General features: G+C 60.5%; 23 protein-coding genes and 1 tRNA gene. 11 read left to right on the forward strand and 13 right to left on the reverse strand.

Features of this window, described 5'->3' with window-relative positions; all coding sequences use genetic code 11:
* Positions 1 to 57 precede the first annotated feature (57 nt).
* The 8 genes from era to rpoZ all read right to left on the reverse strand — a co-directional run bounded on the left by era (position 58) and on the right by rpoZ (position 7067).
* Positions 58 to 990: a GTPase Era gene (era, locus tag ASD31_RS09370; protein ID WP_056332163.1), complete on the reverse strand. Its 933-nt coding sequence runs from the start codon at positions 988 to 990 to the stop codon at positions 58 to 60.
* Positions 991 to 1095: 105 nt separating this feature from the next.
* Complete coding sequence (gene rnc, locus ASD31_RS09375; RefSeq protein WP_056332165.1) at positions 1096 to 1812, reverse strand: ribonuclease III; 717 nt, start codon at positions 1810 to 1812, stop codon at positions 1096 to 1098.
* Entirely contained in the window at positions 1809 to 2552 is a 744-nt protein-coding gene (gene lepB / locus ASD31_RS09380; RefSeq protein WP_056332167.1) for a signal peptidase I, read from the reverse strand. Before lepB ends, rnc begins: the two co-directional genes overlap by 4 nt.
* Before the next feature lie 127 nt (positions 2553 to 2679).
* Entirely contained in the window at positions 2680 to 3087 is a 408-nt protein-coding gene (gene acpS / locus ASD31_RS09385; RefSeq protein ID WP_056332169.1) for a holo-ACP synthase, read from the reverse strand.
* An 89-nt stretch (positions 3088 to 3176) separates the two neighbouring features.
* A complete protein-coding gene (locus ASD31_RS09390) occupies positions 3177 to 3755 on the reverse strand; it encodes a DUF2062 domain-containing protein (protein ID WP_056332171.1) in 579 nt (192 codons plus the stop codon).
* 179 nt (positions 3756 to 3934) lie between these two features.
* Positions 3935 to 4087, reverse strand: a complete 153-nt coding sequence (locus ASD31_RS25395; RefSeq protein ID WP_082520492.1) for a DUF3563 family protein — start codon at positions 4085 to 4087, stop codon at positions 3935 to 3937.
* Between the two features lie 193 nt (positions 4088 to 4280).
* Positions 4281 to 6506, reverse strand: coding sequence for a RelA/SpoT family protein (locus tag ASD31_RS09395; protein WP_056332173.1), 2226 nt, complete (start codon positions 6504 to 6506; stop codon positions 4281 to 4283).
* Positions 6507 to 6659: 153 nt separating this feature from the next.
* Positions 6660 to 7067: a DNA-directed RNA polymerase subunit omega gene (gene rpoZ / locus ASD31_RS09400; protein ID WP_056332176.1), complete on the reverse strand. Its 408-nt coding sequence runs from the start codon at positions 7065 to 7067 to the stop codon at positions 6660 to 6662.
* A gap of 586 nt (positions 7068 to 7653) precedes the next feature.
* Between rpoZ and ASD31_RS09405 the strand changes: the two genes are divergently transcribed.
* Positions 7654 to 8232: an NYN domain-containing protein gene (locus ASD31_RS09405; RefSeq protein ID WP_056332177.1), complete on the forward strand. Its 579-nt coding sequence runs from the start codon at positions 7654 to 7656 to the stop codon at positions 8230 to 8232.
* 55 nt (positions 8233 to 8287) lie between these two features.
* On the opposite strand, the gene smpB is transcribed toward ASD31_RS09405, so the two are convergent.
* Positions 8288 to 8767 carry an SsrA-binding protein SmpB gene (gene smpB / locus ASD31_RS09410; RefSeq protein WP_056332179.1) on the reverse strand — a complete coding sequence of 160 codons (480 nt, stop codon included), beginning with the start codon at positions 8765 to 8767 and terminating at the stop codon, positions 8288 to 8290.
* Entirely contained in the window at positions 8767 to 9651 is an 885-nt protein-coding gene (gene dapA / locus ASD31_RS09415; RefSeq protein ID WP_056332181.1) for a 4-hydroxy-tetrahydrodipicolinate synthase, read from the reverse strand. The genes smpB and dapA overlap by 1 nt, the downstream gene beginning before the upstream one ends.
* Positions 9652 to 9964: 313 nt before the next feature.
* Between dapA and ASD31_RS09420 the strand changes: the two genes are divergently transcribed.
* Together ASD31_RS09420 and ASD31_RS09425 are read left to right on the forward strand one after the other, a co-directional pair.
* Complete coding sequence (locus ASD31_RS09420; protein ID WP_056332183.1) at positions 9965 to 12028, forward strand: lytic transglycosylase domain-containing protein; 2064 nt, start codon at positions 9965 to 9967, stop codon at positions 12026 to 12028.
* 94 nt (positions 12029 to 12122) lie between these two features.
* Positions 12123 to 13046 carry an alpha/beta fold hydrolase gene (locus ASD31_RS09425; protein ID WP_056332185.1) on the forward strand — a complete coding sequence of 308 codons (924 nt, stop codon included), beginning with the start codon at positions 12123 to 12125 and terminating at the stop codon, positions 13044 to 13046.
* 87 nt (positions 13047 to 13133) lie between these two features.
* Here the strand turns inward: ASD31_RS09425 and ASD31_RS09430 are convergent, their stop codons facing one another.
* Both ASD31_RS09430 and ASD31_RS09435 read right to left on the reverse strand, forming a co-directional pair.
* Positions 13134 to 14159: a porin gene (locus ASD31_RS09430; RefSeq protein ID WP_056332187.1), complete on the reverse strand. Its 1026-nt coding sequence runs from the start codon at positions 14157 to 14159 to the stop codon at positions 13134 to 13136.
* 764 nt (positions 14160 to 14923) lie between these two features.
* Positions 14924 to 15013, reverse strand: a tRNA-Ser gene (locus ASD31_RS09435).
* 308 nt (positions 15014 to 15321) lie between these two features.
* Here ASD31_RS09435 and ASD31_RS09440 point away from each other — a divergent pair.
* From ASD31_RS09440 to ASD31_RS09455, 4 genes are all read left to right on the forward strand, one after another.
* Positions 15322 to 15501, forward strand: a complete 180-nt coding sequence (locus tag ASD31_RS09440; RefSeq protein ID WP_056332189.1) for a hypothetical protein — start codon at positions 15322 to 15324, stop codon at positions 15499 to 15501.
* A 249-nt stretch (positions 15502 to 15750) separates the two neighbouring features.
* Positions 15751 to 16107: a PilZ domain-containing protein gene (locus ASD31_RS09445; RefSeq protein WP_056332191.1), complete on the forward strand. Its 357-nt coding sequence runs from the start codon at positions 15751 to 15753 to the stop codon at positions 16105 to 16107.
* 186 nt (positions 16108 to 16293) lie between these two features.
* Positions 16294 to 16662 carry a hypothetical protein gene (locus ASD31_RS09450; protein ID WP_056332192.1) on the forward strand — a complete coding sequence of 123 codons (369 nt, stop codon included), beginning with the start codon at positions 16294 to 16296 and terminating at the stop codon, positions 16660 to 16662.
* Positions 16663 to 16782: 120 nt separating this feature from the next.
* Positions 16783 to 17907, forward strand: a complete 1125-nt coding sequence (locus ASD31_RS09455) for a pyridoxal phosphate-dependent aminotransferase (protein WP_056332193.1) — start codon at positions 16783 to 16785, stop codon at positions 17905 to 17907.
* Between the two features lie 78 nt (positions 17908 to 17985).
* On the opposite strand, the gene ASD31_RS09460 is transcribed toward ASD31_RS09455, so the two are convergent.
* Positions 17986 to 18252: a sel1 repeat family protein gene (locus ASD31_RS09460; RefSeq protein ID WP_056332195.1), complete on the reverse strand. Its 267-nt coding sequence runs from the start codon at positions 18250 to 18252 to the stop codon at positions 17986 to 17988.
* Between the two features lie 541 nt (positions 18253 to 18793).
* On the opposite strand from ASD31_RS09460, the gene ASD31_RS09465 reads away from it, so the two are divergent.
* The 4 genes from ASD31_RS09465 to ASD31_RS09470 all read left to right on the forward strand — a co-directional run bounded on the left by ASD31_RS09465 (position 18794) and on the right by ASD31_RS09470 (position 20386).
* Positions 18794 to 19135, forward strand: a complete 342-nt coding sequence (locus tag ASD31_RS09465) for a DUF2147 domain-containing protein (protein ID WP_056333152.1) — start codon at positions 18794 to 18796, stop codon at positions 19133 to 19135.
* Between the two features lie 484 nt (positions 19136 to 19619).
* Positions 19620 to 19790 (forward strand): hypothetical protein, encoded by a 171-nt coding sequence (locus tag ASD31_RS26310; RefSeq protein ID WP_156392574.1) that lies wholly within the window; start codon positions 19620 to 19622, stop codon positions 19788 to 19790.
* Positions 19791 to 19800: 10 nt separating this feature from the next.
* Positions 19801 to 19974 carry a hypothetical protein gene (locus tag ASD31_RS26315; RefSeq protein WP_200952153.1) on the forward strand — a complete coding sequence of 58 codons (174 nt, stop codon included), beginning with the start codon at positions 19801 to 19803 and terminating at the stop codon, positions 19972 to 19974.
* 91 nt (positions 19975 to 20065) lie between these two features.
* Positions 20066 to 20386: a YnfA family protein gene (locus tag ASD31_RS09470; protein WP_162251152.1), complete on the forward strand. Its 321-nt coding sequence runs from the start codon at positions 20066 to 20068 to the stop codon at positions 20384 to 20386.
* Positions 20387 to 20411 lie beyond the last annotated feature (25 nt).

A 20411-nucleotide genomic window follows, 5' to 3' on the forward strand; every position in this document is an offset into this window, starting at 1 on the left:
ATCCTGTCGTTGCACAGCGAGAGCACGGAGCCGCCATCAGTCTTTCGCAGCTGGCGGCTACTTCGGAAAATCCAGTCCCATCTCGCGGAAGCGCTCGGGGTCGTCGCCCCAGTTCTCGCGCACCTTGACGAACAGGAACAGGTGAACGGGCTGCTCGAGGATTTCGGAAAGTTCCTTGCGCGAGGCCATGGAGATGGCCTTGATCGCCTCGCCGTTCTTGCCCAGCGCGATCTTCTTCTGGCTGTCGCGCTCGACATAGATCACCTGCTCGATTCGCACCGAGCCGTCCTTGCGCTCTTCCCATTTCTCGGTCTCGACATGGGAAGAATAGGGAAGCTCCTGGTGCAGCCGCAGGAACAGTTTTTCGCGGGTGATCTCGGCAGCGAGCTGGCGCATGGGCAGGTCGGAGATCTGGTCTTCCGGATAGTACCATGGCCCTTCCGGCAGCTTCATGGCGAGATAATCGAGCACGTCATCGCAGCCGGAGCCTGTCAGCGCCGAAATCATGAAGGTGCGCTCGAATTCGACATACTCATTGGCCGCGGTCGCAAGCTTCAGCAGGTCTTCGCGCGACACCTGGTCGATCTTGTTGAGCACCAGCATTTTCGGCTGCTCGACATGCTTGAGCCCTTCGAGAATGGTTTCGGCGTCGCCCTTCAGTCCGCGTTCGCTGTCGATCAGCATCATGATGGCGTCGGCATCCTTGGCCCCGCCCCAGGCGGTCGTCACCATGGCGCGGTCGAGCCGCCGGCGCGGCTTGAAAATGCCGGGCGTATCCATGAAGACGATCTGCGCATTCTTGTGGATCGCGATACCGCGCACGATGGCGCGGGTCGTCTGCACCTTGTGGCTGACGATCGAGACCTTGGCGCCGACCAGCCGGTTGACCAGCGTCGATTTGCCGGCATTGGTGGCGCCGATCAGGGCCACGAAACCCGAGCGGGTCGGGCCTTTTTCGGTTGCCTGCGTGTTTGCGTCTGTTTCGTTCATGATGTCAGTGATTCCGATTGAGCGCCGGCGTCGCTTAGACGCGCAAGGTCGCATGGCCTGTCAAAGATTGCCTGATCTTTCGGGAGGACACTGCCTCCAGACAGATCAAGCCGTCGTCGGTTTCTTCCAGACGCCCTCGCGCTCCAGAATTTTTGTCGCGGCCACCTGTTCGGCGGCGCGCTTGGACCGGTCTATCCCCGTCGCCGGCGCTATGCCGGGTATTTCCACCGTGACGGTGAAGCGCGGATCGTGATCCGGCCCGGAACGGTCGTCGATGCGATAGTTCGGCGTGACGGCAAACCTGGCATGCGCCCATTCCTGCAATTCGGTCTTAGCGTCGCGGCGCGCGCCATCCACCCGGCTTGCCCGCGCCGACCAGTGCTGCTGGATGAAGCCACGTGCCGCTTCGAGCCCGCCGTCGAGATAGATCGCGGCAATGAGGGATTCTACCACATCGGCGCGCACATTCAGCATGTGTTTTCCGGTGAGCTTCTTCACGTCGGCGCCGGTACGGATGAACAGATGCAGCGACAGCGCATCGGCCACCAGCGCACAGCTATCGGCGCTGACCAGCTGGTTCAGGCGAACGGACAGTTCGCCCTCATCCGCCTCCTTGAAGGTCTGGAACAGCAATTCGGCGACGCAGAGCCCGAGCACCCGATCACCGAGGAATTCCAGCCGCTCATAGTTCGAGCCCTTGGCATTGCGGGCGCTGGCATGGGTCAGCGCCCGGTCGAGCCGCTCCTTCTGGACAAAGCTGTAGCCGATCGCCGCTTCCAGCCGCGCCCGGTCCTCCGTGTTCAGCGAACGGCCCTTGCTCATTCGACGCTCTTGAAGAAGCGGTCATAACGCAGATTGGTCGGCCATTTCCAGATTTCGAGGAAGGACGTGTCGTTGCCGAGCGAGAAGAAGATCACGCTGGCACGGCCGACGAGATTCTGAGCGGGCACGAAACCGACGTCGAAACGGCTGTCGGCCGAGTTGTCGCGATTGTCGCCCATCATGAAGTAATGGCCCTCGGGAACGATGAATTCCCGGGTATTGTCGCCGCGCGTATCGGTAAACTGATCGAGCGTGTCATAGGTCACGCCATTGTCCAGCGTTTCGCGGAAAACCGGAATTTCACCGCCGGTATCGTAGCCACCATCGGCACGGAAGACGCCGTCCGGCACGCGCTCGACCGCCTTGTCGTTGACATAGAGGACATTGTCGCGCACCTGCACGCGGTCGCCCGGCAGGCCGATCAGGCGCTTGATATAGTCGATATCCGGGTTCGGCGGAAAGCGGAACACGACGACATCGCCGCGCTCAGGTTCGCTTGCAAAGATGCGCCCGTCGAACAGGTCCGGCGAGAACGGCAGCGAATATTTCGAATAGCCGTAGGCGAACTTGTTGACGAAGATATAGTCGCCGACCAGAAGCGTCGGCATCATCGAGCCCGAGGGAATGGTAAAGGGCTGGAAGAAGACCGTGCGGATCACCACGGCCAGAAGCAGCGCCTGGATGATGACCTTGACGTTTTCCCACAGGCCGTCCTGCTTCTTTTCGATCTTCTCTGCCACGCCACGTCTTCCTTGATCTGGTCCTGGTGCCCTTCCGGGCGCCGAGCGAATGTCTTCGCGCCGCAAAGGGCGCCGGCTTTTCACATGCCCTGGGCTTGTCTCACCCGGACATGCTCTAAACGCTTCCTCAATCTTGAGCAACCGGCAGTGCCTCGATTATGACAAAGGCCTGCGCCAGGGGAAAATCATCGGTAATGGTCAGGTGAACGACGCCCCGATGGCCCGCCGGCAGCATCTCCGCCAGGCGCTCTGCCGCACCGCCGGTCAGATGCATGGTCGGCTTGCCGCCCGGCAGGTTGACCACGCCCATATCCTTCCAGAAGACACCCTGCGCCATGCCGGTGCCGAGCGCCTTGGAACAAGCCTCCTTGGCGGCAAATCGCTTGGCATAGGATTCGGCGCGGTTCTTCCGGCCTTCCGACTTGCGGATTTCGATCTCGGTGAAACAGCGATTGGAAAAGCGTTCTCCGAAGCGCGCGAGCGAGCTTTCGATACGCCTGATGTCGATCAGGTCACTGCCGATGCCGATAATCATCGAGACACAAAACTCCATTCAAATGCAAACACGCCTGGCGAAACAAGAGCAAAGAGGCGCTTGCCTGCCAAGTTACAAATTCGTCAGGTTCAGGTGGCATCGGCTGGGCCGGCCGTGCTGGCCTGGACGTGGCGTGAACGACGGGAACGGCGACGGGCCTGATAGAGACTGGCGGCATGGAAAGCCGCGACGTAAAAGATGAGGGCGCTGGCGGCTGCAAGTGGCACGGTTCCAATCAACATCGGCTTCAGGACCGGTCCCCACAGATGCGACAGATCAAGCTCACCGAGCATGTGAAGGATATCCCGGCCCGACAGGGCACCGTGGCCGCCCGCCCCGGAAAGAGCCGTGCCGACCTCATAGACGGCGGCGAAAATCACCGGAATGGTCACCGGATTGGCAAGCGCGGTCGATAGGCCGGCAGCAAGCAGGTTTCCCGAAAAGGCATAGGCCAGCGCCAGCGCGATGAGGATATGAAAGCCGATGAACGGCGTGGCCGAAGCGGCCGCACCCGCCGCAACCCCGACAGCAATGGAATGAGGCGACGACGACAGACGGATGACGCGCATCGACAGATAGCGCAGGCCTCGCGAAAAGCCCTTTCGCGGCCACAGGAACTCGCGGATTCGCCCCAGCCGGGTCGCCGGCCTCTTGCGTCTGAACAACATAATGCCGTGATAGACGATCCGCCCATGGCTATTCAATGTCTATTCAGTGGCACGATCGGAAAAATCGGCGTCCAGGCACCGGCCGAATGCCGGACCGGCGGTTCTGAGCTTTCAGCGTCCCATGCAGCTTTTGCAGGGGTCCCGGCGGCCTGCGAAACAGGCAGCCGGACGGGCATATGTCAGAAGGAGTTGCGGAACAGGCCGCGGTCGATCTGGCGCTGACGGTACTCCAGGTCGATCCTGTCGACGGAACCGTTGAGATAACGCAATTCGCGGTCTTGGGCAGTCGGTACGCGCAGGGCGTTGGTGATCTTTTTCAATTGCTTGAACATGGCAAACCTCGTTGTTTACCTCCCGACAAGAAGATAGGCGCGGCAGCCGTTTTCCACCAGACACGCAAAAGGACAGCAGCCATGCGCAAGCTGCATGGCCTGCCCGTTCCGACACTGGAGAATGCCTCTTTGATGGGCAACTGCCTCGGATACAGTGCGAACAGCTGCGTTACGCCATCATCCAAGGTGCGAACTATTCGAATACGCGCTTGATCGTGGAAACGCTCGGCAGATCCCTGATCTGGGTGATCAGATGATTGAGCTGGCGCAGATCCCAGACTTCGAGTTCAAGCTGGAATTCGCTGAAATCGGCGGCGACCGGCCCCATCGACAGGCTGCGGATATTGATATCGCTGGTGGCGATCGCCTGGGCGATCTCCGCAAGCGTACCCGGCTCGTTCAGGGCATTGATCTGTATGCGCGCCATGAAGCGCGTATTGTTCGCCTCGTCGAGATCCCAGCGCACATCGATCCAGCGTTCCGATTCCTCGTCGAACTTCTGCAGGCTCGGCGACTGGATCGGATAGATGGTGATGCCCTTGTCCTTTTCCATGATGCCGACGATGCGGTCTCCCGGTACGGCACCCGAAGGGCTGAAATTGACCTGAGCATTGCCCGACAGGCCACGGATCGGCAGCGCCTCCGGCCCCTCCCCCTCCGGCGCGTCGAACATGTCCTTCGAGCGACCCGGCAGCTTGAACACCATGCCGGCGGCGCTGCGCATATTGAACCAGCCCTCGTCGGTATTGGGCTTCACGGTGACGCGCTCGTCCTGGTGGTCCGGATAGACCGCCCGCATCACGTCGAGCGACGAGAGCTCGCCACGACCGACGGCGGCAATAGCATCCTCGACCTCCTTCTGGCCGAGACGGTGGAGGACCGGCTTCATCGCCTCGCGGCTGAAGGCTTTGCCAGCGCGCTCGAACGTGCGCTCCAGTATTCGGTAGCCGAGGCCGGAATATTGCTTGCGCACGGCGGCGCGCGTCGCCCGCCGGATGGCGGCGCGGGCCTTGCCGGTGACAACGATCTCCTCCCAGGCGGGCGGCGGCACCTGTATGCCCGATCGGACGATCTCGACCTCGTCGCCGTTGTTCAGCCGCGTGACCAGCGGCATGATGCGGCCGTTGATCTTCGCGCCGACGCAGGTATCACCGATATTGGTGTGCACCGCATAGGCGAAGTCGATCGGCGTGGCGCCCCGCGGCAAGGCAATGAGCTGGCCCTTCGGGGTAAAGCAGAAAACCTGATCCTGGAAAAGTTCGAGCTTGGTGTGCTCGAGGAATTCTTCCGGGTTGTCCCCCTCGGCTAGCGATTCGATCGTCCGGCGCAGCCAGGAATAGGCGTTGGATTTCGGCGACAGCTTGATCTCGCCGGCGGGTTCCACGCTGTCCTTGTAGAGCGTATGGGCGGCAATGCCGTATTCGGCGATCTCGTGCATCAGCCGGGTGCGGATCTGCAACTCGATGCGCTGGCGGGAGGGGCCGACGATCGTCGTGTGGATCGACTGGTAATCGTTCTGCTTGGGCGTCGAAATATAGTCCTTAAACCGTCCGGGAACGACGCGCCAGCGGGTATGGACGATGCCGAGCGCCCGATAGCAATCGGGAATATCCGCAACGACGATGCGAAAACCCCAGACATCGGAGAGCTGTTCGAAGGACAGCGACTTCGATTGCATCTTCCTGAAGATGGAATAGGGCTTTTTCTGCCGGCCCTTGACGAGCGTGCCGGTCAAGCCCTTGGCAAGGATGAGTTCGCCCAGTTCGTCCTCGATCTTCTTGATCAGGCCTTCATTGCGGGTCGACAATTCGTTCAGGCGGCGGGTGACGGTATCGAAGGCTTCGGGATTGATATGGCGGAAGGAGAGATTTTCCAGCTCCTCGCGCATGTCCTGCATGCCCATGCGGCCGGCCAGCGGCGCATAGATATCCATCGTCTCTTCGGAAATCCGGGCCCGCTTTTCCGCCGACATGTGATCGAGCGTGCGCATATTGTGCAGCCGGTCGGCAAGCTTGACCAGGAGCACGCGCACATCGTCGGAGATGGCCAGCAGCAGCTTGCGCAGGTTTTCCGCCTGCTTGGCCTTCTTGGTGACGAGATCGAGCTTCTTGATCTTCGTCAGGCCCTCCACCAGGGCGCCGATATCCTCGCCGAACAGATCGTCGATTTCCGCCCGGGTCGCCGTCGTGTCCTCGATCGTATCGTGGAGCAGCGCCACCGCGATCGTCGATTCATCGAGATGCATTTCGGTAAGGATGGCGGCCACTTCGAGAGGATGGGAAATGTAGGGGTCGCCGCTTGCCCGTTTCTGCTGGCCATGCTTCTGCATGGCGTAAACATAGGCCTTGTTCAGAAGCGCCTCGTTCACATCGGGCTTGTATTTTTGAACGCGCTCAACGAGCTCGTATTGGCGCATCATCCGTGAGCGACTCCAGGAAATCCGGAATGAAAAAGTGCGCCAATCATAGGAGTGGCGCACCGCTTTGCCTATGCCGACATCTCCCGCATCCGGGAGAAAGACGGCACCGCGTCAGAACGTCGCATCCGGGACGTTAGCCGGATGCGGGCCGTTTCAGTAATCGTCGCTTTTTTCCGGCGGAACAAGGCCTTCGATACCGGCCAAGAGTTCCTCTTCCGACATGCGATCGAAGGTGACCACTTCCGGCTGGTCGTCGTCGCCCGACTGTTCCGCGAAAACCGCAGCCGCGTCGTTGGCGATCAGCGAGGACGGATCGGGTTCCGGCTCGTCGATTTCGACATGCTTCTGCAGGGAATGGATCAGGTCTTCCTTGAGGTCGCCCGGCGACAGGGTTTCGTCGGCGATCTCGCGCAGGGCGACGACCGGGTTCTTGTCATTGTCGCGATCGATGGTGATCGACGCACCCTGGGAGATCAGCCGGGCGCGGTGGCTTGCCAGAAGCACGAGTTCGAAACGGTTATCGACCTTGTCGATGCAGTCTTCAACGGTGACGCGAGCCATTGCCTGTCCTTTGGATCTCAAGAGCGCAGCCCTGATCGCAGATGCCCTGAAACGACCCGGCGCTGGCGCTGATTAACAAAATCGGACCCCGTCCAGCCGTCGGCCTGACGGTCTACGTGGCTCCGATTTCAGGAATTAACCTGCCCGATACAAGCAAACCTGAACAAATTCAAGTTTTTCTTCATCCAGGGTCGAAGTTATCCGCTGGCAGCGCATGTCTTTGGTCAGCGAAGACAACCAGGCAGGCATCGAACGACCGGTCGTGCGGCTTCGGCATCCATAATCAAGAACGACACGTTATCCGTTCGAAATCATCCTTAACGAAAAAATCGACACTGGAGTAAGCTGTGCTGGCCTGATGCAAAAAAAATCCTAAATAAAGGCAATCCTAACTTAATTTCCGCAAAGAACTGCGAGATGTAGCCTTTTCGTCCAGAATTTTCTTGGACTAAAGCCAGTATGGACCTACAAGGCTCCATTGTATATGATGAAAGCTTAATGTACGCGAATTCTTTCTTCCTCGCCGCAATACGCTCGCGGAGGTTGAAAAAAATCATACGCATTGAGATAAACCAAAGGAAATACGATGTTCGATCCACGCGAAAAAATCGCGCTCTTTATCGACGGCGCCAATTTATACGCCGCTTCGAAAAGCCTGGGTTTCGACATTGACTATCGCAAGCTGCTCAAGGCTTTCCAGAAGCGCGGCTATCTGCTGCGCGCCTATTATTACACCGCGCTGATCGAGGACCAGGAATATTCCTCCATCCGTCCATTGATCGACTGGCTGGATTACAACGGCTACAAGGTTGTGACGAAGCCCGCCAAGGAATTCACCGATTCCCTCGGGCGGCGCAAGATCAAGGGCAATATGGACATCGAGCTGGCCATCGATGCGATGGAACAGTCGGAAACCGTCGATCATCTGGTGATCTTTTCCGGCGACGGCGACTTCACCACGCTGGTGGAAGCCCTGCAGCGCAAGGGGCGCAAGGTATCGGTGGTGTCCACCATGGCGACCCAGCCGCCGATGATCGCCGACGATCTTCGCCGCCAGGCGGATCATTTCATCGAACTGGTGAGCCTGAAGGCAGAAGTGGGCCGCGATCCCTCCGAGCGGCCGGCCCGGGCCAGCGAACCGGTTGCGGACGACGCCGAGGAATGAAAACGACGGGGGCCGGCCGAGAGGTCTGCCCCAACGCCGGAGAGACCCTCCCGCTTTAGTGGTGGTCCTTCATGATCCGGCTTTTCTGCCGGTTCCAGTCCCGTTCCTTTTCGCTTTCGCGCTTGTCGTGCAGCTTCTTGCCCTTACCCAATGCCAATTCCAGCTTCGCCCTGCCCTGATCGTTGAAGTAGATCTTGAGCGGGATCAGCGTCATGCCGTCACGATTGATGGCGCTTTGCAACCGATGGGCCTCGCGCTTCGACAGAAGCAGCTTGCGCCGGCGACGCGGCTCGTGGTTGAAGCGATTGGCCTGCAGATATTCCGGCAGATAGGAATTGATCAGCCACATCTCCCCGCCCTCGTCGGTGGCATAGGATTCGGCGATATTGGCCTTGCCTTCGCGCAGCGACTTGACCTCGGTGCCGGTGAGAACCAGACCGGCCTCATAGGTATCGATGATCTCGTAATTGAAGCGGGCCTTACGGTTCTCCGCGACGATTTTATTGACCACGCGCTGGCTGCCTTTGGGTGCCATCAGTTCATCAGCCCCGCATGGCGCAGCGCCGCGTCGATCGCCGCCTCCGTTGCCGGCTCGAGCGTCGACAGCAGGGGAGAACGCACCGTGCGGCTCATCTGGCGCAACCTGTTGAGTGCATATTTGGCGCCGCAAAGGCCGGGCTCCATGAAGATCGCCCGGTGCAGCGGCATCAGTTTGTCCTGATACTCCAGCGCCTTGGCATAATTGCCGGCGAGCGTCGCCTCCTGGAATTCGGCGCAGAGGCGCGGCGCCACGTTGGCCGTCACGGAAATGCACCCTACCCCGCCATGGGCGTTGAAGCCGAGCGCCGTCGCATCCTCGCCCGATAGCTGGACGAAGCCGGGGCCGCAGGCCAGGCGCTGCTCGGAGACGCGCTCGATCTTGCCGGTCGCATCCTTGACGCCGATGATCGACGGATGTGCCTTGTGCAGCGCCGCCATGGTCTCGACGCTCATATCGACAACCGAGCGGCCGGGAATATTATAGACCACGATCGGCAGCCGGATGCTTTCGGCAATGGCGGCATAATGGGCGAAAAGCCCCTTCTGGGTCGGCTTGTTGTAATAAGGCGTCACCACCAGGACGGCATCTGCACCGGCCTTTTCTGCATGCTGGGCAAGCTCGATCGCCTCGATCGTATTGTTGGAGCCGGCGCCGGCAATGACGGGCACGCGCCTGGCCGCCGTTTCGATGCACAATTCGACGACGCGTTTATGTTCGGCATGCGACAGGGTGGGCGATTCACCGGTGGTGCCGACCGGCACCAGGCCGTGACTGCCTTCGGCGATCTGCCATTCGACATGCGCGGCAAAGGCATCCGTATCCACCGCGCCCGATGCGGTGAACGGTGTGACGAGAGCGGGGAAGGATCCCTTGAACATGCACGACTCCTGACGGCCGGAACGTGAAACCAGCCCATGCTTTGGCCGTATTTCGTGGTTAGAAAACTGGCGCACCATAGTCATGTGAGGTGCTTGCGGCAAGCATTCTGTAGCGCCATTATCACCGGCTCCCGCTCTATTCATCCGGGAGCGACGGCGCGACGACCTCCGGCAATCGCCCGCCGCCCGGACGCGCCGATATCGACGGGATCGAATGGAAACGCACAGGCTTTCTGCAGCATCGGGCCGCACAGGCGAGAGAACCCCACCAGCCGGACCGGGGCGATTGGCCGCCCCACCTTTCCTGGGCGCGATGACGGCGGCGTTTTGCCTCGTGGCCCTCCCTTTTTGCACGGCCGCAAGCGCCGAGGAAAGCCCGGTCCCGATACCGCAATCCAGGCCGCCTATATCAGCGAAAGCCGACAGGATCACCGGCCCGACCGCTACCAAAACCATCGATGCCGGCCTCAAACAGGGCCTCGACGCACTTTCCAACAGGGATGCCGCGGCAGCTCTTGCTGCGCGCGATGCCATGCCGGCGCATGGGTTCGACCGGCGCGTGCTCACATTTGCGATCGCCGTTTCCGGGCAGAAAGGCGTATCCTCGCACGACGTTGCCGCCGCGCAGAACGAATTGAAGGGCTGGCCGGGGCTCGATGCGCTACGCTATCATCTGGAACGTGCGCTCTATCGGGAAAACGCGCCAGCCGGGAAGGTGCTCGCCGAATTTGCGACCACTCCGCCCGAAACGACGCAAGGCACGCTCATCCTTGCCCGCGCCCTGGTGACGCAAGACCGCGGCAACGAGGCGGCCAGCCTGTTGCGCGGGCTTTGGGCGAAAGAACGGCTGGACACCGCGAGCGAAAGCGAAATTCTCTCGGAGTTTTCAGGGCTCCTGACGACGGCGGATCACCGGCGGCGCATGGAAATGCTGCTTTATCACGGAGACGACAACCAGGCGGCCCGTTTCGCCGATCTCGGCAAGGCGCAATCGCTCTACCGCGCCTGGGTTGCCGTGGCCAGGCGCGCCCATACGGCAGAGGCGCTCATCGCAGCCGTCGATCCATCCTGGCACGATGCCCCGGCCTATCTGTTCATCCGTGTGGAGCATCTGCGCCATCAGGAGAAATACCAGGAGGCCGCGGCCTTGCTGGCCGGCATGCCCAGAGACGGGCAGGCGCTTGTCGATCCCTGCCAATGGTGGATCGAGCAGAGGATCATCAGCCGGGGGCTGTTCGACCAGGGCAAGACCCGCGCCGCCTATGAAATGGCAGCCAATCACGTGGCGACTGATCCCGCCGATATCGTGGACGCGGAATTCCATGCCGGCTGGTACGCCCTGCGCGGCCTTGACGATGCAACGGCCGCTGCCACGCATTTTCGGAAAATCCTGACGGTCTCCGACCGGCCGCTTTCTGCCTCGCGGGCCTGGTACTGGCTCGGCCGCGCCGCCGAAGCCGGCGGGCCGGGAGATGCAACCGAATTCTTCAAGCGGGCAGCCGGCTTTCCTGCCACATATTACGGCCAGTTGGCCGCCGCTCGCCTTGGTCGCGACAAACTCGATATCGCCTATCCCGCCCCGGCTGCCGGCGATCGCGTCCGTTTCGACAACCGAGAGGCCGTGCGCGCCATAGCGCGCCTCGAGGAAACCGGCCATGGCTGGCGCGCCGACAGTCTTTACCGCGCACTCGCCAGGCAATTGACCAGTCCGGGTGAACTGGCGCTGCTTGTCGCCCGGGCCGAAAAATCCAGGAACCATCAGCTATCCCTGCAACTGGGCAAGCTTGCGTTCGGGCGAGGCCTGGATGTGGCGGCACTTGCCTTCCCCATCGGGGTGATCCCGCCCACTGCCAAGATAGATGGCGCCGGAAAGGCGCTTGCCTATGCCATTGCCCGACAGGAGAGCGCTTTCAATCCCGCCGCCGTCTCGCCGGCCAATGCGCGCGGACTGCTGCAACTCCTTCCCGGCACGGCGAAAAATGTGGCCAGCCGCCACGGACTTGCCTATTCGAGGGAACGGCTGACGACCGATAGCGCCTACAACGCCACGCTCGGCGCCCATTATCTCGGCGAGCAGATCGACCGGTTCGATGGCTCCTATGTGCTTACCTTCATTGCCTACAATGCCGGCCCGCGCCGGGTGCGTGAATGGATCGAGCGGTATGGCGACCCGCGCGGCAAGCCGATCGACGCAGTGATCGACTGGGTGGAGCGCATTCCCTTTGCCGAGACCCGCGGCTATGTGCAGCGCGTCATGGAGAACTACCAGATTTACAAGACGCGGCTTGATCAGGAAGCCGATATCGTCGACGACTTGCGCATGGGCCGCCGGCAGTTGTCATCCATAGCGGCCGGTACACCGCGTTTGTCACCTTGATCCCGACCGACCAAGGCCCGGAAATAACATAGGCCTCTCTTCTCACGGCATCCTGGCCGGCTATGGTTCCTTCTTGAAAAGGAGACCTGCCACCATGACAGTCACAATCGGCACAGGATTTAAGGAGCGCTATTTTTCGGCAAGCGACGGATTGCGTCTTTATGCCCGCGACTATGGCCGCGACAATCCGCGAACGACGGCGGATCTACCTATCGTCTGCCTGCCCGGCCTCAGCCGCAACAGCCGCGATTTTCATTATCTGGCGCGGCAGCTCTCTCTTGCTCCGGAAAGGCCACGTCGAGTCGTTACACTTGATTATCGCGGCCGGGGACTTTCGGGCTGGGACACGGACAAGAGCCGCTACCAGTTGGCGGTCGAGGCCGAGGATGTCATCACCGCCTGCGGGGCACTCGATATTGCCCAAGCAATTTTCATCGGGACGTCGCGCGGCGGGCTGACCCTGCATCTGCTGGCGGCCTCACACCCTGCCCTGCTTCGCGGCGTCGTGCTCAACGATATCGGCCCGGTCATTGAGCTGGCGGGACTGGCTGCAATCCGCGACTATCTCCAGGCGCAGAACGATCCGCATTTCTGGCCGCACGCCTGGGCGCAAGCCGCCGAAACGCTGCAGCGAACCCATGGCGCCGCCTTTCCCGCGCTCAGTTCCAAGGATTGGCTGGAGATGGCAGATGCCATCTTCCGGGAACAGGACGGCATGATCCGCCCCGACTATGATCCCGCGCTGGTGGAACCCTTGGCGACGATGGACATGACCAGGCCGCTGCCGGATCTCTTGCCCGATCTTTGGGCGCTTTACGACGAACTGAAAAAGGTGCCGCTGATGGCGATCCGGGGGGAGAACTCGACGCTGCTCTCGGTCGGCACCTTCGAGGAGATGGCCAAACGGCATCCCGAATTGAAACGGGTAACGGCCAAGGGCCAGGGCCACGCCCCATTGCTGCACTTTCCCGATCTGCAGGCCGAAATCACCGGCTTCATAAACGGGATTTCAGGATAACGGCGACGCTGGCTGAAAGCGAAGGTACGAAACAGAAAAAGCCCGGCCTTTCGGCCGGGCTTTCCATCACTGACATGAAGCCAGAGATTAGAAGTCGCGCTGCAGACGGAGGAAGCCGTCCCAGGTGCCGTCGTCGTCGCCATCAACGTCCGTGTAGTTGACAGTTGCGAGCGTACGCAGACCTTCAGTGATCTGGTAGCCGGCAGTGATACCAACGCGCCAAGCGTCGTCGCCACCGAAGTCGAGGGTGTCGAGAGCAGCCGTGCCAACCGTACCGTAGTCGCCGAAGTACTGAACAGCCGGGGTGATGAAGAGCTTTTCAGTTGCCTGGATCTTGTACTCAGCAGCGACCGACCATTCCGAGATATCCCAGAAAGCGTTCGGGTCCGTTGCGTAGACACCGAGGATGCCGAGCGTGCCCGGGCCAAGGTCAGCCGTCAGGCGAGCCTTGAAGGCAGCTTCTTCAGCGTCGAAGTCGTAGGAAGCGATCAACAGGGCGTCAACGCCGCCAACCGTGCCACGGATAAGAGCCGAAAGGCCGACATCGTCGTTCGTGCCTGCATCGTAGAGAACGTCGCTCAGCTCTTCAACAGCGAGACCAGCCTGGAACGAGCCGCCGTCATAGACGTAACGAACAGCGTTGTGCAGGGTGTTGCCGTTGTCAGCCCAATCGGTTTCGCCGGACAGGCCGAAATCGTCCCACCAGTTGTAGAAGTAACCGATGTCAAAGCCAGCAACATTGATCCAAGCGCCGTCGAGCAGGTTGCCGTCGTCGTTGTCCCATGCTTCCAGGTTGATGTAAGCGCTGACCGTGCCAATTTCGGTGTCGTTCTTGGCAGCGAAGGTCAGGTAACCCTTGGTGCGAGCGTCCCAATCAGCTGCATCGCTGCCGCTGTCGTTGTCGATGTAGTTGATCTGCGTACGGACGTAACCGCCGACCTTCAGGCAGGTTTCCGTGCCCGGGATGTAGAAGTAGCCAGTGCCGAAAGCGTCGCAAACGCGAACGTATTCCATGGGCTCCGGCTCAGCAGCTACGATTGCGTCAGCTGCCTGGGCGCCGGATACTGCTGCGAGAGCCGCAGCGGAGCCGAGAAGAAGGCTCTTGATGTTCATTTCTGACCTCCAGTCAAAAGTTTCAAACGGGTCTGGGTATTTTGCTGAAGGACAGCGTTCCCTGCCCCATCCCCAACATTTAAGAAGTCGGACGATCAACCGCCCTTGCTTCCGGAGTTGAAAATACAAGACCGGACCGTCGGCGCAATCACCAACTTGCCAGTTCGTCCAGTTTGGCTCGCCCTTCCCCCCACGCTGTTGCTGAAACGACACAAAACCGCCCCATCCGGCCTCAAACTCTTAACAAGAGGTTAAGAAAACCCTTTGTTCATTGGCACTTAGCCGAGAGCAGCAACGCCTTATCCGTGCCATAACGAGGCGAAAATCGGGCAAAACCGGGCAATGGCGGAGTGAGTCTCCAGCAGATTCCCGTGCGGCGGCCCCGAACGGGACACCGACCCGAAGACGAAAACCGGGGGAATCATCTCTTCCCGCGATGGAGAATCATAGAATCACGTCACGCCCTACACATGCATTGAAATACCCATGTGCGAGGCGGTGTTGAATTGCGGTTGCGGAAAGGGAGGTTCACCGTCGTAGTGATCGACGTTCCATCCGACGTCGCGCCGATTTACCGGTCATCGTCAGCAAACAGGACGACCAAGTCCGTAAACCGATCTGCATCGCCGTATCCATGTAGCCGCGCTCCGGCCAATTCTGGCGGATTTAAATGTGGCGCCGACACGAACCCGACAGGCTCCGCCTAAAGCAAAGAACAGCTTGAGATGCCGCGCAGCAAAGGAAGAATGGAAAAACAAGGATGATGGCGGAGAAGATGGGATTCGAACCCACGATACCCTTCCGGGTATACTCCCTTAGCAGGGGAGCGCCTTCGACCACTCGGCCACCTCTCCGTTAGCGCCTGACTAAGGTCAGCGGCCCTTCATTGCAAGGGGTTTTTGCGCCTTGCGGCGACAAACTTGGTTTTTCGCGGTGGATGAGAAGACGGCCGACCATATAATGCCGGCTGCGCGGCAGCGCCTGCCACCATCCTTTATCAATGAGCCCTGTCACGCGCTTCCTGCCATGCGTCGGCGCGACACCTTCAGGCACATCGCTGCTCCTTTATTGCCAGTTGCCCGTCATCGACGTCCGGGCTAGGTCTTGCCAAGACAGCGCCCGCGATAAACGGTCGGGCAGCCAAACCGATCTGGAGCCCTACATGAACAAAGACAGCAAACCCGAAACGAACGTCGTGGTCGAAAAGCTCCGCAATGGCCGGTGGGCCTTCGTCATCCGGCGCGGCAGCGTCGTCTATCCCGCTTCCGGCCAGTTTACGAGCCAATTGCAGGCGCATGTCGCCGGACAGATGGCCTTGAAGGCGCTGCAGAAGCGGAGTTGACGACGGCGGCGCCTTCTTGCGCCATACATAAGGAAGGCGAGCTGTGAGCGACGACCGCGGTCTTTATCCTTGCTGCGGCCGTCAGGTCCTTTCATCGTCGGTTGATGGCATTGCCGGTTGCGACGTCAAACACGCCATCGACAGGCGGCAAGCCAAGGACAAGGATCGACGCCATATCGGGCGGCATGATAAACTCGCTTGCCGCCGCATTGCCGCAACCCTACGAAGACAAGCCACCGGAGCCCCTCCATGTCGATGCTGATGCATGTTGCTGATGCAAAGCCCGGTCAACCGACCACTCTCTACAAGCATTTCTATATCGAGCGCCCCTGCCGCATTCTCGTTGTCGGCCAGCACCTGAAGACGAAGAAGAAATATCGCGCCTTGCTGCGCCACATCTCCATCGGCGGGGCGATGCTGGATTTCAGCGCCAATATCCTGCTGCCGCACCACTTCTTCCTGGAGATCGAAGGGTTTCGCGAGGAAATCGGCTCATCGCTGGTCCACCGGCGCGGCACCGAGCTTGGCCTGCGCTTCAATATGCCGCTGGAAACCGGCTTCGTCAGCCGGCTGATCAGGATGGACTTCGCCAGCGGCGCGATCTGACCGGCCGGGGTCCCGGCAGTCGCCAGCCGCGCTTGCGCACTCCCCTAAATGTTTAGGAAATGTCTTTAACGGATTGCAATATCCGCATGCAATCGTGCCCCCTGCCTGAAGCCTCCAGGGAAGAGAGGCCAAAGGCGGCATTCGCCTGGGTTTATCTGTCCGGTATTCGGCAGCGGAGGTGGGTCAATGGAGAATTCGACGATGTATTCCGTCGTCCGCTCGAAGCTCTACGAGGAGCGCTTCGAGTGTTTCAGCATCGGCCAGGCGGGCACGCTGATGGCGGTGCGCCCGGCGCTCGGCGGCGTTTCGACCCGCATCTGCAAGATGCTGGAGATTTCGCGGGGCGGAGCGTGTTTCTCCGTCAATACGACGATCGGCCTGCCACAGCATTATTATCTCACCATCATCGGCACGAAACGACGGATCGGCTGTGCCGAAATCAACCGCCGCGACAATCGTCTCCATGTGCATTTCATCAAGCCGATCGACGAGGAATTCCTGCACGAGATCGTGCGGCACGAATTCTTCACCGGAAGCGCACCGAAAAAACACTGACGGCCAGCGCGCTCAATGACCTTGGATGATCGCAAAACCGCGACGGTTCCGGTTTCCATGGCGATCAAATATCGCTAGTCTCGCGACGATTTCATCCAACATCAGGCTCGATCAGCAGCAATGTCCGCATTTTCCCGCTTTACCCCCCTTGTCGCATCGCTTCCCTCAACCATTCCCTTTGTCGGCCCGGAGGCGATCGAACGCCAGCGCGGCCGCGCGATCGCGGCCCGGATCGGCGCCAATGAAAGCGGCTTCGGGCCGGCACCGGCGGTGCTTGCGTCCATCGGTGCTGCGGCAGCCGGTATATGGCAATATAACGACCCGGAAAATTTCGAGCTGAAGCAGGCGCTGGCGCGCCATCTCGGCACCACGCCGGCCAATCTTGCCATTGGCGAGGGTATTGACGGACTGCTTGGCCAGATCGTGCGGCTGGTGATCGAGCCGGGCCTGCCCGTCGTTACCTCGCTTGGCGGCTATCCGACCTTCAATTTCCACGTCGCCGGCCATGGCGGCAGGCTGGTGACCGTGCCCTATGCCGACGACCGCGAGGATCTCGCCGGCCTGCTGGCGGCGGTCCGGCGCGAGGATGCGCCGCTCGTCTATCTCGCCAATCCCGACAATCCGATGGGAAGCTGGTGGGATGCCGAAAAGGTGGTGGAGTTTGCCCGCGCCCTGCCGGAGACCTGCCTGCTCGTGCTCGACGAAGCCTATGGCGAGACCGCGCCGGCCGGCACCATTCCGTCGATCTCGTCGCTGATCGAAATGCCGAACGTGGTGCGAACCCGGACCTTCTCCAAGGCCTATGGCCTGGCGGGCGCCCGCGTCGGCTATGTCATCGGCACGCCGGAAACGGCGCAGGCCTTCGATAAGATCCGCAATCATTTCGGCATGAACAGGCTCGGCACGGCGGCGGCGCTCACCGCGCTGTCGGAGAAAGATTATCTGGCCGATGTCCTGGAAAAGATCGCCGCCTCGCGTCTGCGGATTGCCGGCATTGCCGAAGCCTGCGGCTTGAAGCCCCTGCCCTCGGCCACCAATTTCGTGACGGTCGATTGCGGCTGCGATGCCATCTTCGCGCGCGGGATCGTCGATCGGCTGATGGAGGATCACGGCATCTTCATCCGCATGCCGGGCGTGGCGCCCCTCAACCGATGCATCCGCATCAGCACCGGCCCTGAAGCCGATATGGCGCTTCTGGAAGACGCCTTGCCAAAGGTCGTCAAGGCAGTAGGCAGTAGGCAGTAGGCAGTAGCTGCTGTTCCACCTGTGCGCTCTTGTCTACTGCCTATTGGCTATTGGCTATTGGCTAATGCCTCACATCCCTCAATGCATCGTCATCCATTCGCGGGCGGCGCGCAGGGCCGTGGCGAGGTCGGTCTTGTTCATCGTCATCGCCAGATCCGCACGCAGCGCTGCGGCGCGGTCGGAACCCTTGATCGCGGCGACGTTGAGCCATTTATGGGCTGCGACCAGATCCACATCGCAACCACGCCCGGTTGCATACATCAATCCCATTTCGCAAAAGACGTCCGCGCGGTTTTCGCCACCCATCGTGGCATCCGAAGCATTCTGAATGTCAAAGCGTGCCATTTTCTATGTCCCTGTTTGCCTGGTTGGTTACGTCCGTAGTCCCTGTTTTTCCGCCTTTTCAGGCTCCTTCGCGGCCGGCCGTCTTTTGCGGCTTTCGGTCCTCGAAGGTTTTTCGGCCGGGTGATTTCCCCTGCTCGTCTTATGGATTTGACTATGCGCCATTGGTTTCAATACACGCTTAAAATGCATGATTAATTTGAGACGAACAAAGTTCAAACGATTGGTAAACTTGGCTTTTCGTTAAACATCGCACCACCTTCAAAGCCTGGCTTTCGCGGCAATATTTACGGAAAATTCAGGTCCCGATCTCAACCAATCGCTAACCACGTGAAAGGTTGGCCGGTTGGGACGACGGTTGATCCGTTTGTTCCGGGACCGCGGAAGCCGGCGATTTTTTAGAGCAAAGGCTCCCGGCCGTATTTACGTTTACGTCTGCGTAAGCTAGCTTTTCCACATTGAGCGGCGAGGAGGCCGCTCAAGAAGCATTTTTCGGCCGGACACCATGCCCGCCGACAATCCGACAACAACAAGGGAGGACTATATGATCCGTACATTCGTCGTTGCAGCAGCCTTGACGCTGGGAACAGCCGCGTCCGGTTTCTGCGCCGAGCCGATCGTCGGCAACTGGAAGACCGCGAGCGGGGAAACCGCCGCCATCAGTTCCTGCGGCGGCAGCTATTGCATTACCCTGAAAACGGGCAAGCATGCCGGCAAGCGCATCGGCAATCTTTCCGGCGGCGGCGACAGCTATTCCGGCGAAATCACCGACCCGGCAAACGACAAGACCTATAGCGGGTCCGCATCGATCAAGGGCAGCGCGCTGAAAATGCGCGGCTGCGTCCTCAAGGTCCTGTGCAAATCGCAGACCTGGACGCGCATGTAATTTGCGCGCGGCTCCGGCGGTTTGTCGCCGGAGCCGCTTCTCCGTCGTCGAACGATATGGTTGAGCAGGTCTTCCGGGCTTCCCATCCTGTGACGGACGCACCCGGCGCTCTCCGACCGGCACCCAAGTCCCCCCGATGCGCCTGGCGTCTCGAACCGGCGCTGCCGGCTAAAACCCCCGGCCATGCCTATAGGGGCCGGTTGATCGCGGCAGTATAGCGGGCGATCCCTCAATTAATCCTTCCAGCGCGTAACTGCGGAAAGATCGGCTTGGCAGGCCACCGATTCGAACGGCTCAGCCGTAGTCCATCTTCCATTAGTTCACCTGAAAATCCCAACTGCCCCCTGCCCCATTGCAGGTCGGGAACCCCGCGAAGATGAACGGGAGATGAACCGAGGTCTCAGCCACAATTCAGTTTGGCTGTGCGAAAACTCCGTCATCGAGTTGAACCCCGATCGACACACCCGACCAAACGGACAAAGCCATGGACATTCTCGCCCGCCGCCTCACCATCATCAGCATGCTCATGGTCGTCTTTGCACTCATGCTTGCAGCCGCCGTCAGCGCCGATACCCAGCGTCGCCGCAACTTCGCCGGCTCGCTTGCCGACTGCACCGCCCACACCGCCCAGTTCTGCGAACAGGCCAAGCTCTAAGGAAACCGCGATGTCGTCCCTCAATCGCTCACTCAGGACTGCTCTGCGCATGCTGACGCTCGCGGCCATTCTGATGGCGCCGATGGGGGCAATTGCCTACAGCAAGGCATCTGGCCTCGGTATCGGCAAGCAGGGCGCCGGTCTCGTCCTGTTCGTCACCCTGCAACGCCAGGCGATGATCTGAGGCAAGATCTTCCAGCTCTTCCGATCTCCGGCACTTGCGCATTTCGATCCGCTCCCTTCCTATGCCTCGTCTTCGGAAGGAAACCATGCCGATCTCCACATTCGCCATCTATGCTCTTGCAGCGCTTGCCGAAATCGCCGGCTGCTTTGCCTTCTGGGGCTGGCTGAAGCTGGAAAAGCCGATCTGGTGGCTCTTGCCGGGCATGGCAAGCCTCGCCCTTTTCGCCTGGCTCCTCACATTCATCGATACGGCTGCGGCCGGCCGCGCCTATGCTGCCTATGGCGGCATCTACATCGCCGCTTCGCTCACCTGGCTCTGGCTGGTAGAAGGCGTCCGTCCGGACCGCTGGGATGTGACCGGCGTGACACTTGCCCTTGCGGGCACGATCATCATTCTCGCCGGGCCACGCTGAAGCCGGCACCGCAAGCGAACCTGTG

It is taken from the genome of Rhizobium sp. Root482 (assembly GCF_001426565.1).
GTDB lineage: Bacteria > Pseudomonadota > Alphaproteobacteria > Rhizobiales > Rhizobiaceae > Pararhizobium.